Origin of the sequence: Paraburkholderia xenovorans LB400, from assembly GCF_000013645.1 — a bacterium.
Classification (GTDB): domain Bacteria; phylum Pseudomonadota; class Gammaproteobacteria; order Burkholderiales; family Burkholderiaceae; genus Paraburkholderia; species Paraburkholderia xenovorans.
The window spans coordinates 2,828,945-2,853,316 of the sequence record NC_007952.1 but is presented as its reverse complement, the minus strand read 5'-3'; the positions used below and the strand labels follow the sequence as shown (position 1 = coordinate 2,853,316).

The following is a 24,372-nucleotide window of genomic DNA, read 5'->3' as shown; positions in this document are numbered from 1 at the left end:
CACGTCAATTAAAGGAGCGGATGAAATGACCGCGATAGTGCGAATCGATGACGAAGTCGTGGACGTGGGCGAGTTCATTCGTCTTCTGAAACTGACCGGCCAGTTCGAAAGCCTGATCGAGCAGATCGTGCGCGACAAGCTCACGGTTCACGCGGCGAAGAAGCAGGGCATAACCGTGAGCGCCGACGAAATCCAGCAACGCGCCGATCAATTCCGCCGCGTGCGCGGCTTGCATCGCGCGACGGATATGAATCAGTACCTCGACGCGCTCAACGTCAGTCTCGACGAGTTCGAGGCTTTCATTACCGACGGGCTGTATCAGGAGAAGATGCTCGACGAGATCGGCAACGAGGCTGCGATCAAGGATTACTTCGCGCTGAATTCGCCGAAGTTCGACGCGATCGAGGTGAGTCATATCGTGCTCGACAGCGAGGGCAAGGCGAAGGAAATGATTTCGTATCTGCACGACGATCCCGACAGTTTCGCCGACATGGCGCGCGAGCACTCGATTGCGGACACGCGCGAGGCGGGCGGCGTGATCGGCAAGGTGCTGCGCGGCTCGTTGAAGCCCGATATTGAAGCGAAGATTTTCAACGCGGCGGTGGGCGACCTGCTGGGGCCCTTTCCATCGGCGGATCGCTCATGCTTCGAGATTTTCGCCGTCACGGCCAAATATCCCGCGACGCTGGACGCCGACGTAGCCGCAGAAGTCAGACGGCTGCTGCGCGAAAGCTGGCTGATCGCACGCGCGCAGGAACACGTGATCGAAGCGCGTTAGCCCCGTCGCGCGCCGCACGCCGCATTGAAACAACGCCACGACACGCCGATTCGAGGTCCGCAAGCACATGGATGCACCCCAGACCGCGCCTTCCGCAGCCGAGTTTCTGACCTCGGTGGAAATTCTTTCGCCGTTTTCGCGCGACGAGATCGAGCGCCTTGCCGACTATGCGCAAGCGCGCTTCTATTCGTTCGGCGAAACGGTCTGCTCCGCGGGTGAGACGGCCGACGGGCTATACGTGGTTCGCTCGGGCTCCGTGCGAATTTTCACGGAGGAGCACGGCAAGGAAACCAGCATGGGGGTGCGCAAATCGGGCGAGATCTTCGCCGATATCGCGATGTTGCGCGCCTATGTTCACGAAGCGTCGGTGCGGGCGTCGGCGAAAACCGAGTTGCTGTTCATTCCGCGCGCCGCGATCGAACCGGTGATCGCCGGCAATCAGGCCGCGCTGGCGTTCGTCGCCAGTTATGTGGCGATCAACTCGGCGGGCGGTTTCGTCGCGCAACTGTTCGATCTGCGCGGCAAGCTGAACAAGGCGGAACTCGAAGAGTATGTGCGCAGCGTTGGCGTGAAACGGGTTGCGGCGGGCAAGGAGATTCTCAAGCAGGACGGACGCGAGGACCGGCGGCTGTATGTGGTGCGGCAGGGCGAAGTGCGTATTGTCCGGCATGAGGAAGGTCATGACTACACGCTCGCCACGCTCGGCGAAGGCGAGATATTCGGCGAGAAAGCGTGCCTGATGCGCCAGGAGCAGATGGCCTCGGTTGTCGCGACGGCCGATACGCGGCTACTGGTGATTCCCGAGCGCACGGTCCATTTTATTCTCGAACGCAATCCGAAGCTGCGCGAAGTACTCGACGAGCGGATCCGTTACGGCGACCGTGAATTGCAGCGGCAAAAGCGGCTCGAACAACGGCGCAAGCTGCCGCTCATGCTCGATCTGCAGACCAAACCCGAGTTCGGCGAGAAGGTCATCAAACGCTTCGCGCTGGTGGAACAGGCCGAAGAAATGGATTGCGGCGCGGCGTGCCTTGCGATGATATGCCGCCACTACAGCATTCCGATGACGCTCGGCAAATTGCGCGAACTCGCCAACGTCACCACTCAGGGCGCCACGCTCGACAGTCTCGCGCGAGCGGGTGAATCGCTCGGCTTCACGGCGCGCGGCGTGCAATGCACGTTCGATTCGTTGCGCGGCTTCGATCTGCCGTTCATCGTGCACTGGGAGGGTTACCACTATGTGGTGGTATACGGGCTCTCCAAAGATTATGTGTGGGTGGCGGACCCGGCGGTCGGCTTCAGGAAGATGACCGTCGAAGATTTCGAACGCGGCTGGAGCGGCACCTGTCTGCTGTTTACCGGCGGGCCGAATCTGCTGCAAATGTCTGCCGCGCGTTCACCGTGGATTCGTTTTGTCGGCTACCTCACGCCGTACAAGAAGATTCTCGGCCACCTGTTTCTCGCCACCTTCGTGATTCAGGTATTGGGCGTGATTCCGCCGCTGATTATCCAGAACATTCTGGACGGCGTGATCGTGCATCAGAATGTCAGCCTGCTGCATCTGCTGATTGGCGGCTTGATTATTGCCAATGTCTTTTCGCAATTGATGTCGTCGATTCGCGCCTATCTGGCCAATTTCATGGTGCGCAATATGGACTTCGCGATGATGTCGCAGTTCTTCAAGCACACCCTGTCGCTGCCATTCTCGTTCTTTGCCAAGCGCAAGACCGGCGACATTTTCGCGCGCTTCCAGGAGAATCAGACGATCCGCGCTTTCCTGACCGAATCCACCGTCACCACGGCGCTGAACCTGCTGATGGTGTTCATCTACTTCACGATCATGTTCGTCTACAACGTGAAGATGACACTGGTGCTGATTGCGTTCATCATTCCGATCATGGCGCTGACCGCGATCGCCACGCCGAAGATCAAGGGCTATGCGCGCGAAGTGTTCACCGCGTCGACCGAATCGAAGTCGTTTCTGATGGAAGCCCTCGCCGGCGTGGAGACCATCAAGGGCATGGGTATCGAACGGCCGGTGCGCTTGCGTTGGGAGAAGAAGTACGCAAAGGCGCTCGAAGTGCAATATCGCGCGCATGCGTTCAACATTCTCGTGGGACTCGGCAGTCAGTTGCTGAATGCGGCGACGACGATTGCGATTCTCTGGGTCGGCGCGAATCTCGTGCTGGCGCGTGAAATGACGATTGGCCAATTGATCGCGTTCAACGCATTCATGGGCAGTGTACTGGGTCCGTTAATGGGCCTGGTCGGCTTGTGGAGCATGCTGAACGATGCGGGCGTGGCAATGGAACGCCTTGGCGATGTGCTCGATATCGAACCCGAGCAGAAGCCACAGGATTTGCCCTCGCGTGTGATGCTGCCCGAACTCCAGGGCGAAATCAGTCTGAGCGGCGTTTATTTCCGTTACGGCGAAAACGACTCGGCCTACGTGCTCGAAAACATCAGCTTCGACATCAAGCCGGGTGAACTGGTGGCGATCGTGGGGCGCAGCGGTTCGGGCAAGACCACGCTCGCCAAGTTGCTGGTCGGCTTCTACACGCCGACCGAGGGCAAGATGACGATAGACGGCTACGATCTCGGCGTGGTCGATAAAGCCTATTATCGCGCGCAGATCGGCTATGTGATGCAGAGCAACCTGCTGTTTTCCGGCACGATTGCCGAGAATATCGCGAGCGGCGACGATGCGCCCGATCGGCGCCGCATCGAGGAAGTGGCGAAGATGGCCGACGCGCACGCGTTCATCAGCAAGATGCCGCTTGGCTACGAGCAGATTGTCGGCGAGCGCGGAATCGGCTTGTCCGGCGGGCAGATCCAACGGTTGTGCATTGCGCGGGCGCTGTATCACGATCCGCGACTACTGGTATTCGACGAAGCGACTTCGGCACTGGACTCGCAATCGGAAAGCAATATTCTCGGCAATATGCACGACATTCTGAAAGGCCGCACGGCGGTGATCATTGCGCACCGGCTCAGCACGATCATGCGTGCGGACAAGATTCTCGTGCTGTACGAAGGGGCGATTGTGGAACAGGGCCGTCACGAAGAGCTGATTCAGCGCGGCGGCATGTATTACCAGCTGGTCCAGAAACAGTTGAGTGCGTGATGATGAAGATACTCGACCAGATTGAAGAGGCCAGCCCCGCGATTTCGTATGCGGGGCTGATCGAGCGGATCGAGATTTTGCGCTCCACGTTGCGCTGGTCGTCGCGGCTGGAGCGCGCGGACGTCGACAAACTGCTGCGGCAAGCCACCTCGCTGCGCGACGAAGTGATGCAACTATCGCACAAGGAGCGCTTCGTGCAGGCGGCAGTGGCCGCCGAGCCGCAGGAGCGCGTCGATCAATCGCGCGGTGCGCGGCGCAAAGCACTGCTCGAACGCAGCTTCATTTTCGAAGGGACGTTCGGCGACAATCCGCGTTTGCTCGAATCGCTCGAAATTGCCGAAAAAGCGGCGCCGACCGATCTACCCGTGCTGATCGACGGCGAAAGCGGCACCGGCAAGGAACTGATGGCGAAGGTGATTCACGCCAACGGCTCGCGTGCCGACAAACCGTTCATTTCCGTGAATTGCGGCGCGATTCCCGACAATCTGCTGGAGTCGGAACTGTTCGGGCATCGCAAAGGCGCGTTCACGGGGGCTTCAAACGACCGCAAGGGGAAATTCGAAAGCGCGCATACAGGTACCATTTTTCTCGACGAGATCGGCGAGTTGCCGCTCGCCGGCCAGGTGAAGCTGCTGCGCGTGCTGGAAGCGCATGAGATTCAGCGCGTCGGCTCAGACGAAACGATTGCGGTGGATACGCGCATCGTCGCGGCGACCAATCGCAATCTGCGGCAACTCAGCGAAGAGGGCAAGTTTCGCGAGGATCTGTTTTACCGGCTCAGCGTGATTCATGTCACGCTGCCGCCGCTGCGCGAGCGTCGCGATGAAATTCCATTGCTGATTGCGTGGTTCGGCGATGAAGCGGCCGGCACGTTGAAGCGCAGGCCTGTGCGGATGACGCCGCGTCTGCGGGACTTTCTGCTGAACTATGCATATCCGGGCAATATCCGCGAACTGCGCAACGTGATGTATCGCGTCTCGTGTCTGGCCGGCGATATGGCCGATATCGATCACTTGCCGCTGGACATGCGGCCGGCGGCGCCCGGCTCTGCCGCGTCGTTCAACGCACCGGGCGCAACCGGGCAGGAGCCAATCAGCGTGACGAACCTGATGTCGCTGAGCGACGCCAAGCGCGCCGCCAGCGACGACGCCGAAAAGGCCTTTCTCGAACGCGGCCTTCGCGAAGTGAGCGGCACGGTTGCGGAACTGGCCCGCCGTATCGACATGAACCGCTCGCATCTGCAGATGCTGCTGAAGAAGCATGGTCTGCATTCAAAGGATTTTCGCAACCGTAATCAGCCGGCCGCGACCAGGAACGGCGCGGACGATCACGACGACGAAGAAGGCGAGACGTAAGTCCGCAGCGCGAAGACGATGCGCTCAGGGTGCCGGGTTCAGCAGGGTTTTGTCAGATGCGTTGGGATCTTCGGCGCGCACGACCACGGCGGTGATGTTGTCGCGGCCGCCGCGCGCGAGCGCCAGGTCGACGAGTTCTTCAGAGGCGTTCGCGCACGCCGCGTTGCTCAGCACGGCGAGTATGTCTTCTTCGCTGACCTCGTTGCTCAGGCCGTCGCTGCAGAGAAGGAAGACGTCGCCGTCCACGACTTCGATGGCATCGTCGTCGAGCTCGAGCACGTCTGTCGCGCCTACAGCGCGCGTAATCATATGCTGCGCCGGATGGTGCCGCGCCTCTTCCTCTGTAATCACGCCGAGCGACTTGAGCGCTTCGACCTGACTGTGATCGCGTGTGAGCTGCCGCAAGCTGCCTTCGCGTAGCAGATACAGGCGGCTGTCGCCGGCCCACACATAGCCGCAGAAGCGGTCGCAGGCGAGCAGCACCACGACCGTGCTGCCAATCCTTTGCACCTGGCGGCGCGCGGCTTCTTCCCGCAGTTGACGATTGGCGCTTTGCAGGCGCGCGCGCGCGTCGGCGACGAAGGCCTTCATGCTGACCGGCGAGGTAAGCCGGCCGAGCGCATCGATCACCAGACGGCTCGCCAGATCTCCGACCGCGTGCCCGCCCATGCCGTCGGCGACGGCCCAGCGTCCTAGCCCGGACTGGTCGAGGCAGGCATCTTCGTTGATTTCGCGGACGCGTCCGGCGTCGGAACGCGCGGACGACGTCCAGCGAAATTGGCTCGCACAGGTCACAACATTTACACCGTATCGTTTCTGCTGCGTGCGTCGGGGGCGACAGTGATGTTCGAGTTCGCGCCGGCGTTGCGTACGTCGATGGACTGGAACGTGTTGATCATCTGGTTAGCATAGAAGTTGTTGGTCACGTCGTACAGGTTCACGACAGGTCCAATGCTCGGCGTATTGCGGACATAAGGCTGGATCCAGCCGTACACCCACGGTGCGCCACCGCCGCCGCGAATCGCTGTCATCGCTTTACGGTCCAGCGCGAGGTTCAGCGAGAGGTCGTTCACTGTGATAGAAGCCATGTCGTTCTCCGGTTGGCCGCGTGTGTAACGCGCGCGGTGACGCGCGGTTTGAATGAGTCTGGGCGATATGGTGCAAGTGCCATGCCAATTCGCGGACGATTCGCGCGGTTTGGCGTGAAGCCTTGATTGCCGGGCGATTCCGCGTGCTTGCATATCCCGCGCATGGTGAGGCGCGTAGTCATGGGTCGGCTGGCGCCCAACAAGCTCGGGATTGAACCGATACTGCGCCCAACACATGGAGGCGTTTCACCCGTCCTCTTTAATCGACGCGCTCCCACCTCGCGCAGCCGTGACGAATGAGCGCCCTACGCCAACACTTCGGCCGACATTCTGTCGGCTGGCAACGGACACTCATTGCATCCGCAACGATCCAATTTCCCGCGAAACCCTTTAAATAAAGGCTTCCGCGCGCATGGCCCGGATGATGCAAATAACCTCGCAGCAGTGTTGGAAATCGAAGCGAGGCCAGCCATGAACACAAACCCTCTTCAGACGAGCAGCGAAAGCAGCGAAGACCGCCGCGACGCCGCGTCCACCATCGACCTGCCGATCGGCGCACATCTCGTCACGCAACGTCGCGGTTACGAACACCACGGTATCTATGTGGGCAATGGCCGCGTGGTTCATTACGCGGGCTTTGCGAGTTCAGCGCATCGCGGCCCGGTTGAGGAAGTGGAACTGGAACGCTTCGCCGCCGGCCACCCGCTGTCGATCCGTCCGACTCCGTCCGCCCGCTACGTCGGCGATGAAGCCGTGCGGCGCGCCCGCTCCCGCCTCGGCGAAAACCACTATCGCCTGCTCACCAACAACTGCGAGCACTTCTGCTCGTGGTGTCTGCTCGGCGAAAGCCGTAGCGAACAGGTGCATTGCTGCCTGCGCCATCCGCGCACCGGAATGCATGCGCTGGTGTGCCTCGTGAAGGCTTTCGTGGAAAGCAGTGCGAAGGGCGCTCAGGGTTCCGTGCAGATGGCGTGAACGGGCATCCCCCTCATTTCAGTGATACAGGTATTCAAGGAGAACATCATGGCTGCCGCAGAAAAGAGCTTGCATTGGGCTGTGGATAAATGGCTCGCGCCAACCCCGTCGATGCCCGCACGTGTCGTGCAGTTCTGCCACCGCGCATCGCAACATCAGCGCTATGTGTGCGTGGAAGCGTTGCGGCCAGGCGGGCTGCTGTCGATCTTCTTCTTCCGTCATGACGACGGCTCGTGGAATGTGTTCCCGCCGCAAGCCGAACGGCCCGCAATGAACGGCCATCGCCGCACGGCGCTTTGCTAGCCGGTTAATTCGGCGCCTGGGCGGCCGCTTCCTTGATGATCCACTGATTGAACAGCAGCATCGCCGGCGTCATGGGTTTGCCCTTCAACCATGTCAGCCAGTAACTGCCGGCGTGAACCTCCACCTCGAACGGGCGCACCAGCCGGCCTGTGTTGATCTCGTGATCGAACATCAATGCGGGTGCAAGCGCGATACCCGCGCCCTGCATCGCCGCTTCCACCATCAATCGTGACGAATCGAATACCGGCCCGCGAATCGGCCGCGGTGGAATGCCGGCGGCCGCGAACCAGCTCATCCAGTCGTCGGCGCGATAGGAGCGCAGCAAGGTCTCGTTGGCGAGGTCCTCCGGCTTGGACAGACGCGCGGCGATCTCCGGCGTGCACAGCAGCGCGAGCGGCGCGTCGAGCAGGCGGCTCGCGAGCGAACCGGGCCACGTGCCGTCGCCGAAGCGGATCGCGAAGTCGAGGCCTTCGGTCGCGAGATCGACCAGATTGTTGTTCGTCAGCAGGCGCAGTTCCACGAACGGATGCGCGTCGCGAAACGACTTCAGGCGCGGCATCAGCCAGCCCACCGCGAACGTGCCCACTACGCCGACCGTCAGCACCTCGTGAAAGTGGCCGCCTTCGAATTGCTTGAGTACGGCTTCGATGCGATCGAACGCATCGGTCAGCACCGGACGCAGCGCGAGACCTTCATCGGTCATGGCAAGGCCGCGCGGCAGACGCTTGAAAAGCGCGGTGCCGAGGCGCTCCTCCAGGGTTCTGACCTGCTGGCTGACGGCGGCCTGGGTGACGTTCAGTTCGAGCGCCGCGCGCGTGAAACTCAGATGCCGCGCGGACGATTCGAAAGCGCGCAGCGCGTTCAGCGGAAGATACGGTCTCATGGCGAAGGCATAAGATTTTTTGTGAGTTGGCTAACTTATCATCGTTTGTCAGCGGCCGGCCGAATTCCGATAGCCTCGCTCCATCCGTTCCGCCGATCTAGCCGGCCCGTGAGATACGTGAGGCGGCCGGCGCCTGCGGTACGGGCCGCGAACCGGCGGCCGCGGTGACGATGGCGGGAATCAGCTTGCCGTGCACCAGCAAACCCAGCGTCTTCACCACCAGAATCGCGATGATCAGATTCGCCGCGACGAACAGAACCGGCGCGGCCCATTCGAGCGGACCCGTCGCGCCTCGTTCGACCATCCGAAGGACCATCGTCGGCAGTGCTGCCACGCCGAAGCTGAAGGCCCAGTAACCCGGCACGAAAGCCCGTTGGCGAATCCACGGCAGCAGACGCAACAGCAGAAGCGCCTGATACAGGCCGTAACCGAGCAGGGCCAGGGCGAACAGGTCGGGCGTGCCGCTGCTCAGGCTCAGATAGGTCACGCCGCCTACCACCGGCGGCGCGAGTTGCACGCCGAGCAACGGGCGCAATGCGTCGGGCAGCGGTTCATGCACGGCGGCGCGGTGCAGGATCAGCGATTCGATCGCCAGCCACGACAGCAAACCCGCACCGAAAAAAAGCCCGCCCAGTTGATGGAACCCGAAGGCGGCCGCAGCCGTGCCCGCCACGAAGCTCGGTGCCACGGTCGGCAGATAAATGGCAGGTGTCACCAGTTCGGGCTGGCGGCCGCCCTGCCAGAGCCGTCCATGCAAATACACGCCGAGCGCGAGTTGCGCGACTATGGCCACGCCGAACAGCGCGAGCGCCAAAGCATGCGCGTAGGGCTGGAGAAGCTGCGCGGCGAGCAGAGTCGAAACGGGGCCGAGCGCCGCAAACGACGACTGCACAGGATGCTGCATTTCCGTGCGGGCTTCGGCGGCATGCGTCAGCCACTTCTGGCCGTATGCGGCCAGAATCACCAGCCACACGACGAGTGCGGCCGCTGTCGTCAAGGTGCCGATGGCGGCCGGCAGATGCCAGAGCCTGATCGCTACGCGCCACAAGTTGGCGAACGCCAGCGCGCCCACCGCGATACCGAAGAAAGCAACTGGAATCGTCCCACGATTGCTGTTCATCACCGATCCTCCGAAAATTGCGTCGCGCTCCCGTGTTCCGGCTTCGCGCGATCGATGACGTACTGTAAAAGGCGGGGGTGGAACGCGGAACGCTGGGCGCGCTCAACAAATGGCGCGATCGTCTCAAGATGCCGGAAGCGGTATCGGCAGGAGGGTTTGCGCCGCGTTGCGTTGCGTTTGGTCGCGGCTTTCGGCGAGGTCCGGCGCCGCTTTATACGGCCATGCGCTGAAGCATCGCCAGCAGCGTGTCGAACGAAAGCGGCTTGCGTGCGTATTCGATGGTCGGATTCGGCTGCACGGGGATATCCGCGGCCGCGCTGCAAAGAATGATCGGAATGGTGCGCAGATCGGGATCGGCGTTCAGCGCCGCGCACAATTGCAGCCCCGACATGACCGGCATCATGCAGTCCGACACGATGATGTCGGGCCGGGTCTTGCGTATCTGTTCGAGTGCGGCTGCCCCGTTCGACGCGATCAGCACGGTGTAGCCGTGGCGCTCCAGCAGCAGCCGCCACACCGTGAGGATGTCGAACTCGTCGTCCACGACCAGGATGGTTTTCATGGGCGGCTACGTATTTCGCCGCGGTGGCAGCGTGGCCGACAGGCCTGTTGCCGGGTACGCGCCGGTGGGGCTCCCCAGGTTTTCGACCACGTCGAGACCGTGAGACGAAATCACGAGCTCTCGCAGGGAAGTGTCGTGGGCGCTTTCACGCTGCTTGACCACGGAAATCATGCGCCGCAGACCGGCCTCCGTTTCGGCGTAGCGCAGCAGCAGCAGATTTTCAGTCAGCGCGGAGACCCGCACGCTCTTCGCATGGCCGGGGTCGGCGTAAAGCGGCAGTTCTTCTGTCAGCAAGGTGGTGACGCAGGCTTCGCGAAGCTGATGCAGGAGTGCATTCAGGAACAGGCCGAAGCGCTCGGTGCGCAACGCCGAATCGCGGAAACCTTCCACGCCGTCAATGACGATGCGCGACGCGCCGATCTTCCTGACCGTGGCGAGCACGGTGGCCGCGAGTTCGTCGACGGCCAACTCGATGGCCGGCTGCCACTGGATCGCGAGCCGGCCGTCTTCATGCGCTTCGGCGAGCCTGATCGATACGGCGTCGGCTTTGCCGATCAACCGCTGGGGTCCTTCGTAAAAGCCGAGATACACACAGCGTTCGCCGCGCGCGATGCCGGCAGCGAGAAATTGCAGACATAGCAGCGTTTTGCCGACGCCCGACGGTCCTATCAGGGTAGTCGTGGAGCCTTGCGCAAAGCCGCCGCCGAGCAGGGCGTCGAGATGCGGCAGGCCGAAACCGAGGCGCGTTTTCAGATCCACCGGACCCGGCTGTCCCGCGCTTTGTGCTTCGATACGCGGGAACATCAGGAGCCCGCTTTCGGCAATGCGGAAGAAATGCTTGCCCATCAGGTGATTGCGCGCGCGCATCTTGTGGACTTCGATTTCGCGCGCGCGGCGCATGCCGTCGCTGTACCGGTTCAGCTCGATCAGGCCGTCGACCAGCGTATGTTCCGGATGCGGTTCGTTACCGGAGAGCGGGGCGAGCAGCAAGGTGGTGCAATCCATAGCCGCGACCAGCGCGTTCAGCTCATGAATGAACTTCGACAGCGACAACTCGGTTTCGCTGAATTCGCGCGCGCTGCGAAAGCCGTCGATGATCATCAGGCTCGGGCGGTAGTCGTAAATGCTCGAGGCGATCAGCTTGAGGAAGCCGTCGAGACCGTCCTGCATCAGTTCGTGATAGCCGGACACGAACAGCATCTGCTGTGCGACCGCGTTCTCGTCGAAGAAGCTCAGACCCTTGAGATGCCCGAGCAGCTTGTCGTGCGATTCGGCGATCAAGGTCATATACAGCACCTTCTCGCCCTGGCTTACACGATGAAAACCAATCTGGCTCGACAGAATCGTCTTGCCGGCGCCCGCCATGCCTTCCAGCAGGTAGACGCCGCCGCGGACCAGACCTCCGCCCAGGATCTCGTCGAAACCGGGGACGCCTGTTTCGACATTGGATCGGGAAGACGCCGGAGATTCGTGGATAGTCATTGTCGAAGTGTCATTCAAGGTGTGCAGAAGCGACCGTTCGTCCCCGAACCGTCTGTTGCTCAAACTACATACGCCAGCAATTCGCGTTCCTACTGCGGGACGGCAACGCCGCACATCGGCATGGATGCCGGGGATTCTACCTGGCGGCGGCCGGCTTGGCGAACGGCAATAACCGGGCGGCGCATGCGGGACGTGCGGCGAATGGGCGCGACGGCCCGAGCTGAGCGCCGGCATGCGGGCAAGTCTTTCAATCCACGTAAGGTGACGGGAAGAAGCGCCGCGCCGTATACAATGCGGCAGCGCCAGATTCGTGGCCGCTTTTCGCCAATCCTGACCTGATCCCATCCATGCCGAATCCGACCCGGGCCTTTCTTCTCGGCCCGCTCCTGAAAGGCGTTTCACGCTCCTTCTACCTCACGCTGCGCGTGCTGCCCGCCGGGATGCGCGACCCAATCGGACTTGCCTACCTGCTGGCGCGTGCGGCCGACACGATTGCGGATACCTCGCTGATCGCGCCGCAACGGCGGCTTACCCTGCTGCTGTCGCTGCGTGAACAGGTGAACGGCGCAACGGACGACGCCGCGCTGTTTCAGCGCATGGCCGCCGAAGTGGCGGGGCAGCAGGTCCAGTCGGATGAGAAAGTCCTGCTCGAATCGCTCGGCCCCGCGCTCGACGTGCTGTCGCAACTGAACGAATTCGACCGCAAGGCAGTGCGCGAGATCGTATCGACGCTGACCGAGGGCATGGAATTCGACCTTCGCACCTTCCCCGACGAACGTTCCGGCCAGATCGCGGCGCTGCGCGAATATGACGAACTCGACCGCTACACCTATCTGGTGGCGGGTTGCGTGGGCGAATTCTGGACCACGATGACATACGCGCACATGCCGGGCACGCTGAAGGAACGGGCCGACGTCATGGCGCGGCGCGGCGTGCGTTTCGGCAAGGCGCTGCAGATGACCAACGTGCTGCGTGATTGCGGCAAGGATTTGCGGATCGGCCGCTGCTACCTTCCACAAACCATGCTCGACCGATATGGTCTGAGCCCGCAAGACCTGCTGCGGCCGGACAACTCCGTGCGTGCCAGGCCGCTGATGATCGAGCTTCTGCGCAAGACCGTGGATCATTTCCGCGAGGCCCTCGACTATACGCTGGCCATTCCCGCGTCTGCCGTACGGCTGCGTCTCGCGAGCTTGTGGCCGATTCTGATCGGCCTGGAGACGCTGATCCTGCTGGCGGACAACGACGCCTGGCTCGATCCGCAGAAAGTGTCCAAGGTGCGGCGCAACAAGGTGTATCAGATCATCGCTTCGTCGCTGTTGCTGGTGCCTTCGAATGGACTGGTGCGCCACGCGGTCGAACGGAGAATCAGGCAGATCGAAGCGCGTTTCTGAACCTCGTTTCTGAACCTCGTGAACCGTTTGCGGCTCGATGAAAAGCCTTCGCCGTATCCCGACGGATAGTCCGTCTGTCTCATAGGCAATGTGGGCGAACGTACCGAATAAAAGCAGGGTGAGCCGTAGTTTGGTGGACAACTTCTCTGTCCAGTCCAGACTCACATGGCGCTCACCGGCAAACAGCATTGCGACACTTTGGACCTGATCCGCGCACTGGCGGCGGGCGCGGTATGCGTGAGTCATCTGCGCAATCTCATGTTCGTCGATTACCGTTCGAGTGCCGGAATCGGGCTGGCGGGCAAGGCGTTTTATTTCGTCAGCAACTACGGCCACACCGCGGTGATCGTGTTTTTCCTGCTGAGCGGATACTTCGTGGGCGGATCGGTGTTGCGCCAGGCCGAGGCCGGAACATGGAACTGGCAGCGCTATCTGACCGAGCGCATGTCGCGCTTGTGGATCGTGCTGATTCCCGCACTGCTGCTGACGATGTTCTGGGATCGCATGGGCATCGCGCTGGCAGGCGGACCTTTCTATCTCGGCACCGAAGGTACGTTCGATCAGCAGATCAACGTCGCGTCGCATCTCGGCGCGGCAACGCTGGCCTGCAATCTCGCGTTCCTGCAGACCCTGGCGTGCGGTACTTATGGCTCCAATGGGCCGCTGTGGAGCCTTGCCAACGAGTTCTGGTATTACCTCTGGTTTCCAGCGTGTTTCGTGCTATTGCGCCAGCGCCGCGGATTCGGCGCTTTCGCCGCGGCGGCATTCGCACTCGCCACGATGATTGCGTTTCCATCGCTTCTGAGCGGGTTCGGACTATGGCTGCTCGGCGTCGTCCTGGTGGTGCTGGAAAAGCGCTTTCCGGCGCGCCGCGCGCGTACGGGCTTGCCCTGGTTCACGCTCGCGAGCGGTGCAGTGTTTGTCGCGGCGCTGGTGTGCTCGCGTTTGTTCGTGTGGAGTAACGACTGGATCGTCGGCGTGCCGTGCTTCATCTTCCTGCGCTGCATTCTCTGGGAAAACGTCCGGCTGCATCCGGCGCCGCTGTCGCGTATCGCGATACGGTTTTCCGGGTTCTCGTATTCACTGTATCTGACGCATTTCTCGTTCATTCTATTCGTCGCGGCGGTCGGATTCGGGCAGCGGATCCAGTTCGATGCCCGTGGCGCACTGGTGCTGCTGGGCATGCTCGCCTTGTGCTACGTGTATGCCTATGCCGTTTATCTGCTATTCGAGCGGAACACCAAACGCGTGCAGCGGAGCATCCAGAAGTTCCGTTTTTTGCGCGCAACGCCGGCTCAGGTCGCTCCGCATGGCGGATCGCGCGGAAGCATTGGCTGATTTAATCTGCATCATGGAATAGCGTCCGATCGGGAAACCCCCAGGACCACGCATCCGGGGTTCGCGTTAGTCTGCTCAAAAGAGGAGGCGAACCATGAGACAAGCGTTCAATATTGCCGTCGTGCTGCTGCTCGGTTATCTGATGGCGGATAGGGCGTTGATGCGCGCGCAAGCGGGGGAAATGGGGACGATAACGTGCCATCAGGGCGCCGAGCTGGTCAAATCGGACGCGCTGAAAAAAGGCTTTGGAGACACTGGTGCCAGCAGTCAGGGCGAGAATTTCCTGTCGAGCTGTCTTGTCACCGGGCGCGGCCAGGTGGGCGATCTGGTCGCTCGTGACTGACGCGGTCCGCGGGCCCAATATCTGAAACGGGCCTGTCACCGCCTGTTGCCGAGGCCGTTGCGATATTCACGGAGGCGCCGCCAAACCGCACGCCAGGAAAAAGCGCCCGGACCGTGAAGGTCCAGGCGGAAGTCATCGGAAGCCCGATGACGGAGGTAAGGAATACACAACTGGCCCGCGATCGGGAACACTCGGTCGCGGGCCAGTTCTTTGAATCAGTGCGCGCATGGCATCTGCGCGCTGAGCGCCCTCGCCCTGCACAAGTCTTGGTGCCTGCGCGGGGCCGGGCCGCTGAACAGCAGGTGACGGCTGGGTTACCGCTTGATTACCTCATAGCCGCCGCCTCGTTGCCGCGTGGCCACTTTGCCGCTTAGTTGCCGCTTGGTTGCCGCTTAATTGCCAAAGTAGACCGATTTCGGGCCATTCGCGGGAACCGGGCGACCTGCTTGCGATGCGCCACTCACCACACCGCCGAAACCACTTTCCGCTGCCTGCGCAGTGCCGTTCTGAGCGGCGACGCGAGCTTCGGCAGCCTGAATGTCAGCCGGATAGTACGGGTCGTCGCGGCCCGGTTGATAGCCTGCCTTTTCGAGTTGAATCAATTCGGCGCGCACCTGAGCGCGGGTCACGGGCTGGTTGGACTGCGCAAACGAAGCCATAGGAGCGGCGAGCACAGCGGCGATAACAACAGCTTGAATGAGCGATTTCATGATGAACTACCTCCAGTTCGGTTTTTGTCGTGCTACGAGCGTTCTCGTTCGTAGTCAGTGATTGCATTCTAGTTTTGCGACCTGGAGAGAGTAATCACCGTTTCAGGTAATGTTTGTTGCTGGATCTGAGACAAAGCGACTTCAACAGACGATGCACACAGCGAGCCAATCCTCGCCGCGTGCATCGTCCGGACTGCGGAACGGCAGTCAGTTACCCGAAAAAATCGGACCCTGTGCACCCGGCGCGAACTGCTGGAACATCTCGGCATGCGACGGCGCGGGAGCCGCTTGTGAACGGGGTGCCGAAGTTGCGGGCTCGCGCAGCGTGACCGCGCTGTCCGGCGTAATGGGCACACTGGGCTTGGCGAGCAGTTCGGTCTTGCGCATCGATCCGATCGACGTGCCGAAGTAGTAACCGATGATGCTGATCCACGCCGTACCCAACGCGCCGACGATCACGTTGACGAGATCCTTGTTCGGCCCCGGCAGTGGCTGGAAGGCCATGAGCAGCAAAATACCGAAGAATCCCGCAGTCACCGCCATAGCAAGCACCTTGGGCACCCAGTCCTTGTTGGAGATTCCCATTGCGCGCGCGTCGGCCCGATCGGCGGCCTGGATGCGCGCCATGTCGCTTTCGTGTGCGAGGCCTGCCTGGGCGGCGGTCACCATCAACTGTTGCAACTGCAACGAGTTCGCGCTCTCTGCCTGGCGGATCTTCTCGAGCGCGCCAGGATCGTTCAACGCGGGCTCGACGAAAGTGGGATCGCTCGGCGTTCCGAGTGCGTGTGAAATGATCGACGCGGCGGCTGTCACGCCGAGGCCGACTGGACCACCCACGAGTCCGGCGAGAAGCGGGGCGGTGCTACCAATGTTCGAGGCTACTTTTGACCAGTCCATTATGCTGCTCCCAGGAGAAGATTCGAGGCCATTCTGTCTGTCCATCCACGGCTGAAATTGGGCCATGCATGCAGGTTGCGCAGGTAACGCAGGCGATAAGCGGCAAAGCGCATGACAAACTTCAGCGGGTCAGCGCTTTTGACCGCGTCCAGTGTGTCCGGGCCGAACTTGCCGTCTTCTTTCGCGCCGGACGCCTTTTGCATCCACAACACCACCAGGCCGCCGTTGTAATTGGCGTCGAATATCTGGAAGGCTACTCGCGCGTCGAGTTCGTCGAGGTGCAACGGATCCCAGTACTTCTGTTTGGCAATCTGTTTCGCGGTATCCAGAGGCAGATCTTTCATGGCGCCGGTATAACCCTGGCTGCGCGCCACGCGCGCCGTCACGCCCCACATGGTTTCACCGCCAGGGTCGTGCGGATTGAAGGAGTACCCACCTTCATTTCCGATCAGCGCCTTGAATGCATCATCGAAGTTGTCCATCGACCATCTCCTCTTCCACTGTGTGTACTACTGCGAAGGTAAAAGTGCTTGTGAGCCGGGCCATTTATGTGGCGGTCCATCCGGTACTGCCGACTGCTCTCAAGCGGTTTGAAACGGAAGTGCTGCGGGGGGATTCGAAACGGGTCTGACCTGTCCATCGGGTTTGGATGTGTCGGGGCGGTCGCCTTCCTGAACCGCCCTGGCGATCCGCGCCAGATGACTTTCCCGCGCCGAGACGCTCCCTGCGTCGAGTTGCTGCGCTTGCGCATATTTGCGCGAGGCGCCGAGCAGATCGCCTTTGCGATCCAGTGCCCGGCCCCATTCCGCGTATGAGGGCGCCAGATCGGGGCGCAGTGCGACCGCGCGGGAGAGCTTTTCGATCGCTTCGTCGTAGCGGCCCACGGTGACGAGCGCTTCGCCCCAATCGTGCAGGTTGTCGACGGAGTCCGGCTTCATGCTGCCCGCCTGCCTGAACGCGTCGAGTGCTTCGGAATAGCGATTCGCATGCAACAGCACGTCGCCGAGAAGACGCAGGTTTTCAGCCGTCTTCGACTTCTCGCTCGCACCCGCTCGTAATGCTGCGAGCGCGTCGTCGATGCGATGCTGCTGTTCGAGCGCAATGCCGAGGCTTGCGCGCAGCACCGCCGAATGCGTGTACACGGTCAGCGCTTCTCGGGTTTGCTGTTCGGCCTCTTTGGACAGGCCTTGATTGGCAAGCAACCACGCCTTGCCGGCCAGCGCCCATTCGCCTTGCTCGGAGGCGGGCAGTGCCAGCACCTCGTCATAGATCGAGACGATCTCGCCGTAATTGCACTGCGCGAGCGAGCACCTGGTTTTCTGCACTTGCGAATAGAGATGGCTGGCGAGAATATTCGGCTCGGCGAGGCGCATGGCTTTGACCGCAATGTCATGCACGAACTTTTCCAGATCGCGCCCTTCGAAAGGCACCATGCTTTCGCGGGAATTGAAGGGTCCGCCCTCTATCTGCACATGGGCTATGTAGGAGTCCGCGCTGTCGTTCACCTTGGTGATGCCGACGTGAACGACAACATCCGTGCGCTTGATGACGCCTTTGATGAAGCGCACCGTCGTCGCATACGACATTTCCTGACCGGGGATCTGTATGTCCGGTTGCGCATCGTTATCGGTCATGGTGTCGTGAGGAATCGACTCGGCGTCCTGGCCGATCGCTCTCATCGAAGACATGATGCGTTCCGCGAGAAAGTTCGACGTATAGCCGCGCTCCACCAGCGACTGCGGTGTTTCGACGGGCGGCACCAGCAATTGCCGCGTGAGTACGCCGCGCACGACGAGGCAGAGGAAACCGATGGTGAGTACCGCGAAGAACCACGGCAAAACATACGGCCACAATTGCTTCGGACCTCGCCCGATGAAACCGGCGGTCCGCAACCCGAGCGGCACGAATCCGGTCGCAAAGCGGCGGGTTCGAGTGCGATGCTTCGAACTGCTCTCCGCGGGAAAAGACCGGCTTCGCCAATTCACTGGCCGGCGCTGACTTTGCACACTCGACATGACGCACCTCGATTCACCTGATGTTGGTAAGTGCACGACTGGGTGGCGCTTATTACGCATCGACCGTGCCACTGCGCACAGTGCCTTGTGCGGCGGGGCTGTATGCTATTGCGGCGCGTGTGGGAGCGGAAATGTGTTGCGTGCGGACCAACGAACGGTGATTGCCAGTTTGTTGGTGGAAGACAGGCGGCGGGGAATTAAAGCTGCAGATCTGTCAGCTTCTGCGAAGCGCACCAGAGCTGTGCGTTCAACGTACTTCGTGTTTTTCTTTCCGTACAAAAAAATGCCGTTCAGCTTGTGACTGAACGGCATTCCATTTTCCCATAAGCCGGCTTCTACACGGCCTGGATAATCCGCTTAAACGGCAGCCGGCCTCCATTTCAACAACCGCTGTTCGACCGCGGTCAACAGATAGTCCGCCGCCAGTGCGACCACAGCCAGCACGATCATCGCCGCGAATACGCCACTCGCGTTGAATGCGCCCTGCGCGGTGGAAATGAGCAGACCGATACCCTGCTTCGAGCCGAGAAACTCGCCCACCACCGCACCGACCAACGCAAAACCGAAGCTCACGTGCAAGCTGGCGAGAATCCAGCTCAACGCTGAAGGAATCACCACCGAGGTCGTTACCTGACGGCGCGATGCGCCGAGAATCTGCGCATTCGCGATCATGTAGCGGTCGGCTTCACGCACGCCCTGGAAGGCATTGGCGAACACGACGAAGAACACCATCACCACTGCCAGTGCCACCTTCGACGCCATGCCCAGACCCAGCGCAATCACGAACACCGAGCCGAGCACCACGCGCGGAATGGAGTTGGCGATCTTGATGTAGAGACTGAATACGTCGGACAGCAGCTTGTTACGGCCGAGCACGATGCCGCAGAACACACCGGCCACCGAGCCGATAATGAAACCGAGGCCGGTTTCTTCGAGCGTGACCCACACCTGGGTGAGCAGCGGGCCTTGCGAGGTACCGTTCACAAACCAGTCGACGATCTGGTCGAAAATCGCACTCGGCATCGAGAAGAAGAACGGGTCGATCCACTTCAGGCGCGCGGATAGTTCCCACCCGCCGAGTACGACCACCAGCACGACGATACGCAACGTGATCACGAGCGCGTGGCGCTGGCGGATACGCTTTTGCGCCACGCGTTCGACTTGCGCGAGCGACGCGGCGTCGATGCCCGAAGGCATCATCTGTTGAGAGGTAGTAGACATGTTTGCCGTTCCTTGATTAACCAATCTGCACTTCTTCGCGCAGGTCGTGCCAGATGTCGCGCGAGATTTCGATGAAACGCGGGTCGTAGCGAACCTCCGATGTCACGCGCGGACGCGGCAGATCGATCTCGTACACTTTCTTCAACGTTGCCGGGCGCGCGGTCAGCACGAATACGCGGTCGGCGAGCGCAATCGCTTCTTCCAGATCGTGCGTGACGAATACCACCGAGCCGGCACCCCCCCACAATTGCAGAAGTTCGTCCTGCATCAACGTGCGTGTCTGCATGTCGAGCGCCGAAAACGGCTCGTCCATCAACAGGATTTCCGGCTTGTTGATGAAGGTTTGCGCAAGCGCCACGCGCTTTCTCATACCGCCGGACAGTTGATGCGGATAGTGCTTGCCGAACTTGTCGAGGCCTACGCGGCGCAACCATTCGTTGGCTTCGTCATACGCGGCCGATTTCGAGCGGCCGCGATACAGCGGGCCCGCTGCGACGTTGTCGAGCACCGAGCGCCACGGGAAAACGGCATCGGCCTGAAACACGAAGCCGATGCGCGGATCGATGCCGTCCACCGGCGCGCCCATCACGCGTACTTCGCCCGTGGTGGGCTTCAGCAGGCCGGTAATCATGCTGAGTGTGGTGGACTTGCCGCAACCCGTCGGGCCGACTACCGCGACGAATTCGCCGCGCGCCACGGACATGCTGAAGTCGCGCAACGCGATCGTCGCCTTGCCATCCGGAGAAATAAAACGGCACGATACGTTGCGCATCTCGATGGCTGGCGTATCGCGTGACATGGGTTGATTCATCGGCTGGTGCCTCGCTGTTCTCGTGACGTTGATTTAGGAGCGTTACTTCGCCGCGGTCCTGACCGCCGCCGACAGGTAGTCGTTGCTGTAGGTCTTGGCGAGATCGATATGCTTACCCTTCACTGAGGGATTGAACGCCGACAGCACCTTCAATACCGTGTCCGGACCGTCGGCGGGCATCTTGCCGTCTTTCGTGAACATCGGCAGCGACGCCTTCAGCGCGCCGACGTACAGGTCTTTATTGTTGCCGTAGTAGTCCTTCGGCATCTTCGCGGCGATTTCTTCCGCGCTGTGGGTCGCGATAAAGTTCAGCGTCTTCGCGAAAGCATGCGAGAGCTTCGCGGCCTCGTCCTTGTGCGACTCCGCCCACGCGCGTTGCACGTAGAAGCTCGAAGCCGGATAGGTGCCGCCGAGGGCGGCGCGCGTGCCTTCCAGCGTGCGCATGTCGACCAGCACTTTGGCGTCGCCGGTTTTCAGCAACTGCGAGACAGTCGGCTCGGTCGTCATGCCCGCCTCGATGCGGTTCTGCTTGATAGCCGCGATAAAGCTATTGTCCGCGCCAACCGGCAGCAGTGTGTATTGTGTGGACGGCACGCCCGCGCGTTGCGCGAGGTATTGCGTAAGGAAGCTGGTCGACGAGCCGAGTCCGGTCACGCCGAGCGTTTTACCCTTCGAGTCGGCCATGCTTTTGAAGGTATCGGCGGCTTTGGTGGAGACCATTTCCACTTCACCCGGCACCTGCCCGAACACCACCAGCGCCTGGACCTCCTTGCCCTTGCTCTGCAGGTCGATGGTGTGGTCGTAAAAGCCCACTACGCCTTGCACCGCGCCCGCGAGCAGTTCGTTTTCCGCGTCGACGCCGGCCGGTTGCGAGAGGATTTCGACGTCGAGGCCCTCGTCCTTGAAGTAGCCGAGTTGTTCCGTGAGTTTGGCGGGCAGATAGATGATCTTGGTGGCGCCGCCGACCATGATCGTGAGCTTTTCCGCGTGAGCGGCAGCCGAAGCGGCTGCAAGGGCAAACGCAACACCTGACACAACGGCAATCTGGCGCAAGGTACGCATGAAGCAGTCTCCTTAGGTTTGGTCGCCGCTGGGTGATGCATGCGGCGCTTTCTGGGTGAATGACGGCGATTATAGAAATTGGAAACCTTCTGGTAGCTTTCTGGGCCGGGGGCAAATCATGGGTGTTAACCCGAAACCTCGCCGCGACCTCGCCAAAATCTCACCCCAACGCCCGCCCCAAACTCCGCAACGTATGCCGCAAACCACAGAGGAAGCGCGCAAACCCCTTGTTTTACGGCACAATCGACGGCCTGACTTTTGCCGCTCCCGCCATGAAGCTGCTGCTTATCGAAGACAACCCCACGCTGGCGCACTGGCTCGCGAAGATGCTGGAGCAGGAGGCGTTCGCGCTCGACGCCGTGCAGGACGGCGACGCGGCCGACCAGTTGCTGCGCACCAACCACTACGATGTGATCCTGCTCGACCTGAATCTGCCCAAGCTGTCGGGCAAGAACGTGCTGCGCCGTTTGCGCCAGCGCGGCGATGCGACGCCGGTGCTGATTCTGACGGCGAGCGGCTCGATCGACGAAAAGGTGGAACTGCTCGGCGCCGGCGCGGACGATTACCTGGTCAAGCCGTTCGAAGTGCGCGAGCTGATCGCGCGGATCAAGGTGGCGATCCGGCGGCAGTCGCCCTCAAAGGCGAGCGAAGTAGTATGCGGCGATCTGGCGTTCGACATCGATACGCGGCAGTTCACACTCAAGGGCGCACCGCTGAACGTTACGCCGCGCGAGCGCTCGGTGCTCGAAACGCTGATTCTGCGACTGGGCAAAACCGTCACGAAGCCCGCGCTGGTCGACGCGATCTTCACGCTCGCAGACGAGCCGAGCGAAGACGCCGTGGAAATCTATATTTCGCGTCTGCGCAAGAAACTCGACGGCAGTTCCGCGGCTATCGTCACGCTGCGCGGGCTCGGCTATCTGCTGCGCAAGAAAGAAGATGACCAATAGCTTGCGCATGCGCCTGTTGTGGTGGCTGCTCGTGCCACTCGCGTTATATGTGTTCGTGACCGGCAAGGCCGAATACGACAACGCGCGGCGCACGGCGGATCTGGTGCAGGACAATCAGTTGATCTCATCGGCGCGCATGATCGCGGGCGAAGTGGAATGGGTAGATGGTTTCCTGCGCGTGGATGTGCCGCCCGCCGCGCTCGAAGTATTCGTATCGCCTTACCGCGACCAGGTGTTCTACAGCGTGAGTGTCGACGACGGGCGTCTGCTCGCCGGCACGCCTGATTTCCCGGTGCGTCCGGTGCAGGCACCGGACACACCGGATCATTACGACACGCATCTGCAGGGGCATTCCGTGCGCGCTGTCGGCCTCGTGCGCCTCATGTACGACAACGGCGCGACGCGCCGCGTGCGCGTGACGGTCGGCAAGACGGTGCGCTCGCGCGACGCGATGGCCCAGCAGTTGTGGCAACCGCAACTGGTGCGGCAGATCGAGATGATCGTGCTCGCGGTCGCCTTGGTCTGCATCGGCCTGACCTTCGAATTGCGACCGCTGATGAAGGTGAAAGAGGATGTGGCGGACCGCGATCCTATGCAGCTCGAGCCGATTCGTGTCGAGCGTCTGCATACGGAATTGCGGCCGATTGTCGAAGCGATCAATCAGTGCATTTCGCGGCTTGGTGTTCAGGTGGCTGCGCAGCGCCGCTTTATCGCCGACGCCGCGCACCAGTTGCGCACGCCGCTTACGCTGCTCGGCACGCAATTGCAGTTCGCGCGCCAGCAGGACGGTTTGAATCCCGCGCTCGATGAAGCACTGGCTGCGATGCACCGCAGTAACCGTTCTATGGTGGGGCTCACGAACAAGCTGCTATTGCTCGCGCAAGCCGAGGCCGCCGACACCACCCAACTCGCCGTGGAAACGGTGGACCTGGTGCCGCTTGCCCTGGAAGTAGTGGAAGATCTCGCGCTGCTTGCGCAGGCCCGCGACATCGATCTGGGGGCCGAACTGAACGGACCCGCACCGGTTGCGGGACATCGTGGCCTGCTTCAGGCGCTGATCGCGAACCTCGCCGAGAATGCGATCCGTTATACCAGCAGTGGCGGCCACGTCACTGTCGGCGTGGATGGCGACGGCGATACCGTCACCGTCTGTGTGCTGGACGACGGTCCCGGTATTCCGGCCGAATCGCGCAGCCGTGTATTCGAGCCGTTTTTCCGGGCGTCGACGGATACGGAAGGCACCGGGCTAGGCCTCGCCATCGTGCGCGAAATTGCGGACGCCCATCACGGCGAGATCACGCTGAAACCCGGCGCGGGCGGTAAAGGCGTGCATATCAGCGTGTCGTTTCCGCGAGTTGCGGTTGAGCAGCCGCAGATAGCTTAAAGCGATACGTGTTTGCGTGGGTACTCCAGTATTGGTTTCGCACGGTCGGCGCGAGCGTGCGAAACCTGTCAAACCGTATGCAGTATGTGACGGCGACAGATGCGGTTTCTTATGCGTCAGGACATTTCCAGTTTGATATGGCATCCGAAACAAATGGAAAAATGCCGATCAGAAACTCGACAATTCCTGACCGCACATTGGAAGAAGTTTATTCACCTGATCCAGCACTCCCGTCTTCTTCCAGGTCATATACCTAAGATAACAAGTTTGCTGTGGTGGAAAATTGGAAGGAAGCCGATGCCATTTCTCTTTCTTCTGCTGTACCCACAGTATCGCGTTGAGAATCTCGCGATCGCTGCGGCGGGGCCGCCCGCGCGTGGAACGAAGATCGGGAAAGAGACTCTGGACGCGAGCCCAATCGTCGTCAGAGAGAGGGATTTGTAGCATTGGCCACCCGGAAATACAGTGTGAGGAATGAGCAGTGTTGTCCGCCGCATTTTGTGTCGATACTAGTAAATCTTCTTTGAGCGGTCAAATTGTCTTGTTGCGTTGCGTCCCGGTAGATTGTTCTGCATTT

24 protein-coding genes are annotated in these 24,372 nt (G+C 61.2%); 10 read left to right on the top strand and 14 right to left on the bottom strand.

The window, feature by feature from the left end; translation table 11 throughout:
- Positions 1-25 precede the first annotated feature (25 nt).
- The 3 genes from BXE_RS34515 to BXE_RS34505 all read left to right on the top strand — a co-directional run bounded on the left by BXE_RS34515 (position 26) and on the right by BXE_RS34505 (position 5,257).
- Positions 26-778: a peptidylprolyl isomerase gene (locus BXE_RS34515; RefSeq protein WP_011492755.1), complete on the top strand. Its 753-nt coding sequence runs from the start codon at positions 26-28 to the stop codon at positions 776-778.
- Between the two features lie 67 nt (positions 779-845).
- The gene (locus tag BXE_RS34510; protein ID WP_011492754.1) at positions 846-3,902 is read left to right on the top strand and encodes a peptidase domain-containing ABC transporter; all 3,057 of its coding nucleotides are present in this window, start codon (positions 846-848) and stop codon (positions 3,900-3,902) included.
- Entirely contained in the window at positions 3,902-5,257 is a 1,356-nt protein-coding gene (locus BXE_RS34505) for a sigma-54 interaction domain-containing protein (RefSeq protein WP_011492753.1), read from the top strand. The genes BXE_RS34510 and BXE_RS34505 overlap by 1 nt, the downstream gene beginning before the upstream one ends.
- Before the next feature lie 24 nt (positions 5,258-5,281).
- Here the strand turns inward: BXE_RS34505 and BXE_RS34500 are convergent, their stop codons facing one another.
- Positions 5,282-6,052 (bottom strand): PP2C family protein-serine/threonine phosphatase, encoded by a 771-nt coding sequence (locus BXE_RS34500; RefSeq protein WP_011492752.1) that lies wholly within the window; start codon positions 6,050-6,052, stop codon positions 5,282-5,284.
- 5 nt (positions 6,053-6,057) lie between these two features.
- Positions 6,058-6,345 (bottom strand): hypothetical protein, encoded by a 288-nt coding sequence (locus tag BXE_RS34495; RefSeq protein WP_040125171.1) that lies wholly within the window; start codon positions 6,343-6,345, stop codon positions 6,058-6,060.
- 471 nt (positions 6,346-6,816) lie between these two features.
- On the opposite strand from BXE_RS34495, the gene BXE_RS34490 reads away from it, so the two are divergent.
- Positions 6,817-7,320, top strand: a complete 504-nt coding sequence (locus BXE_RS34490) for a lecithin retinol acyltransferase family protein (protein WP_011492750.1) — start codon at positions 6,817-6,819, stop codon at positions 7,318-7,320.
- Positions 7,321-7,368: 48 nt separating this feature from the next.
- Entirely contained in the window at positions 7,369-7,623 is a 255-nt protein-coding gene (locus BXE_RS34485) for a hypothetical protein (protein WP_011492749.1), read from the top strand.
- Positions 7,624-7,627: 4 nt separating this feature from the next.
- On the opposite strand, the gene BXE_RS34480 is transcribed toward BXE_RS34485, so the two are convergent.
- The 4 genes from BXE_RS34480 to BXE_RS34465 form a co-directional block, all read right to left on the bottom strand.
- Positions 7,628-8,506: a LysR family transcriptional regulator gene (locus BXE_RS34480; RefSeq protein ID WP_011492748.1), complete on the bottom strand. Its 879-nt coding sequence runs from the start codon at positions 8,504-8,506 to the stop codon at positions 7,628-7,630.
- Between the two features lie 97 nt (positions 8,507-8,603).
- Positions 8,604-9,626, bottom strand: a complete 1,023-nt coding sequence (gene tehA / locus BXE_RS34475) for a dicarboxylate transporter/tellurite-resistance protein TehA (protein ID WP_011492747.1) — start codon at positions 9,624-9,626, stop codon at positions 8,604-8,606.
- Positions 9,627-9,837: 211 nt separating this feature from the next.
- The gene (locus BXE_RS34470) at positions 9,838-10,188 is read right to left on the bottom strand and encodes a response regulator (protein WP_011492746.1); all 351 of its coding nucleotides are present in this window, start codon (positions 10,186-10,188) and stop codon (positions 9,838-9,840) included.
- 6 nt (positions 10,189-10,194) lie between these two features.
- A complete protein-coding gene (locus tag BXE_RS34465; protein WP_011492745.1) occupies positions 10,195-11,670 on the bottom strand; it encodes an ATPase domain-containing protein in 1,476 nt (491 codons plus the stop codon).
- 347 nt (positions 11,671-12,017) lie between these two features.
- On the opposite strand from BXE_RS34465, the gene BXE_RS34460 reads away from it, so the two are divergent.
- The 3 genes from BXE_RS34460 (at position 12,018) to BXE_RS34450 (ending at position 14,745) form a co-directional block, all read left to right on the top strand.
- Complete coding sequence (locus BXE_RS34460) at positions 12,018-13,064, top strand: phytoene/squalene synthase family protein (protein WP_011492744.1); 1,047 nt, start codon at positions 12,018-12,020, stop codon at positions 13,062-13,064.
- Between the two features lie 165 nt (positions 13,065-13,229).
- Positions 13,230-14,402, top strand: a complete 1,173-nt coding sequence (locus BXE_RS34455; RefSeq protein WP_011492743.1) for an acyltransferase family protein — start codon at positions 13,230-13,232, stop codon at positions 14,400-14,402.
- 94 nt (positions 14,403-14,496) lie between these two features.
- Complete coding sequence (locus BXE_RS34450; RefSeq protein WP_007178243.1) at positions 14,497-14,745, top strand: hypothetical protein; 249 nt, start codon at positions 14,497-14,499, stop codon at positions 14,743-14,745.
- A gap of 392 nt (positions 14,746-15,137) precedes the next feature.
- Here BXE_RS34450 and BXE_RS34440 read toward each other — a convergent pair whose 3' ends face one another.
- The 7 genes from BXE_RS34440 to BXE_RS34410 form a co-directional block, all read right to left on the bottom strand.
- On the bottom strand, positions 15,138-15,455 hold the full coding sequence (locus BXE_RS34440; RefSeq protein ID WP_011492741.1) for a DUF4148 domain-containing protein: 318 nt from the start codon (positions 15,453-15,455) through the stop codon (positions 15,138-15,140).
- 207 nt (positions 15,456-15,662) lie between these two features.
- Entirely contained in the window at positions 15,663-16,352 is a 690-nt protein-coding gene (locus BXE_RS34435; protein ID WP_011492740.1) for a hypothetical protein, read from the bottom strand.
- The gene (locus BXE_RS34430) at positions 16,352-16,834 is read right to left on the bottom strand and encodes a glycoside hydrolase family 108 protein (RefSeq protein WP_007178240.1); all 483 of its coding nucleotides are present in this window, start codon (positions 16,832-16,834) and stop codon (positions 16,352-16,354) included. The genes BXE_RS34435 and BXE_RS34430 overlap by 1 nt, the downstream gene beginning before the upstream one ends.
- A gap of 99 nt (positions 16,835-16,933) precedes the next feature.
- Positions 16,934-18,367, bottom strand: a complete 1,434-nt coding sequence (locus BXE_RS34425; protein WP_011492739.1) for a tetratricopeptide repeat protein — start codon at positions 18,365-18,367, stop codon at positions 16,934-16,936.
- 357 nt (positions 18,368-18,724) lie between these two features.
- Positions 18,725-19,588, bottom strand: coding sequence for an ABC transporter permease (locus BXE_RS34420; RefSeq protein WP_007178238.1), 864 nt, complete (start codon positions 19,586-19,588; stop codon positions 18,725-18,727).
- Between the two features lie 16 nt (positions 19,589-19,604).
- Entirely contained in the window at positions 19,605-20,399 is a 795-nt protein-coding gene (locus BXE_RS34415) for an ABC transporter ATP-binding protein (RefSeq protein WP_007178237.1), read from the bottom strand.
- Between the two features lie 42 nt (positions 20,400-20,441).
- Complete coding sequence (locus BXE_RS34410) at positions 20,442-21,461, bottom strand: ABC transporter substrate-binding protein (RefSeq protein ID WP_011492738.1); 1,020 nt, start codon at positions 21,459-21,461, stop codon at positions 20,442-20,444.
- 272 nt (positions 21,462-21,733) lie between these two features.
- Here BXE_RS34410 and BXE_RS34405 point away from each other — a divergent pair, with 272 nt between their 5' ends.
- Positions 21,734-22,411 (top strand): response regulator, encoded by a 678-nt coding sequence (locus tag BXE_RS34405; protein ID WP_011492737.1) that lies wholly within the window; start codon positions 21,734-21,736, stop codon positions 22,409-22,411.
- Positions 22,401-23,795: a sensor histidine kinase gene (locus BXE_RS34400; protein ID WP_011492736.1), complete on the top strand. Its 1,395-nt coding sequence runs from the start codon at positions 22,401-22,403 to the stop codon at positions 23,793-23,795. The genes BXE_RS34405 and BXE_RS34400 overlap by 11 nt, the downstream gene beginning before the upstream one ends.
- Positions 23,796-23,963: 168 nt before the next feature.
- On the opposite strand, the gene BXE_RS48295 is transcribed toward BXE_RS34400, so the two are convergent.
- The gene (locus BXE_RS48295; protein ID WP_085953635.1) at positions 23,964-24,242 is read right to left on the bottom strand and encodes a transposase; all 279 of its coding nucleotides are present in this window, start codon (positions 24,240-24,242) and stop codon (positions 23,964-23,966) included.
- Positions 24,243-24,372 lie beyond the last annotated feature (130 nt).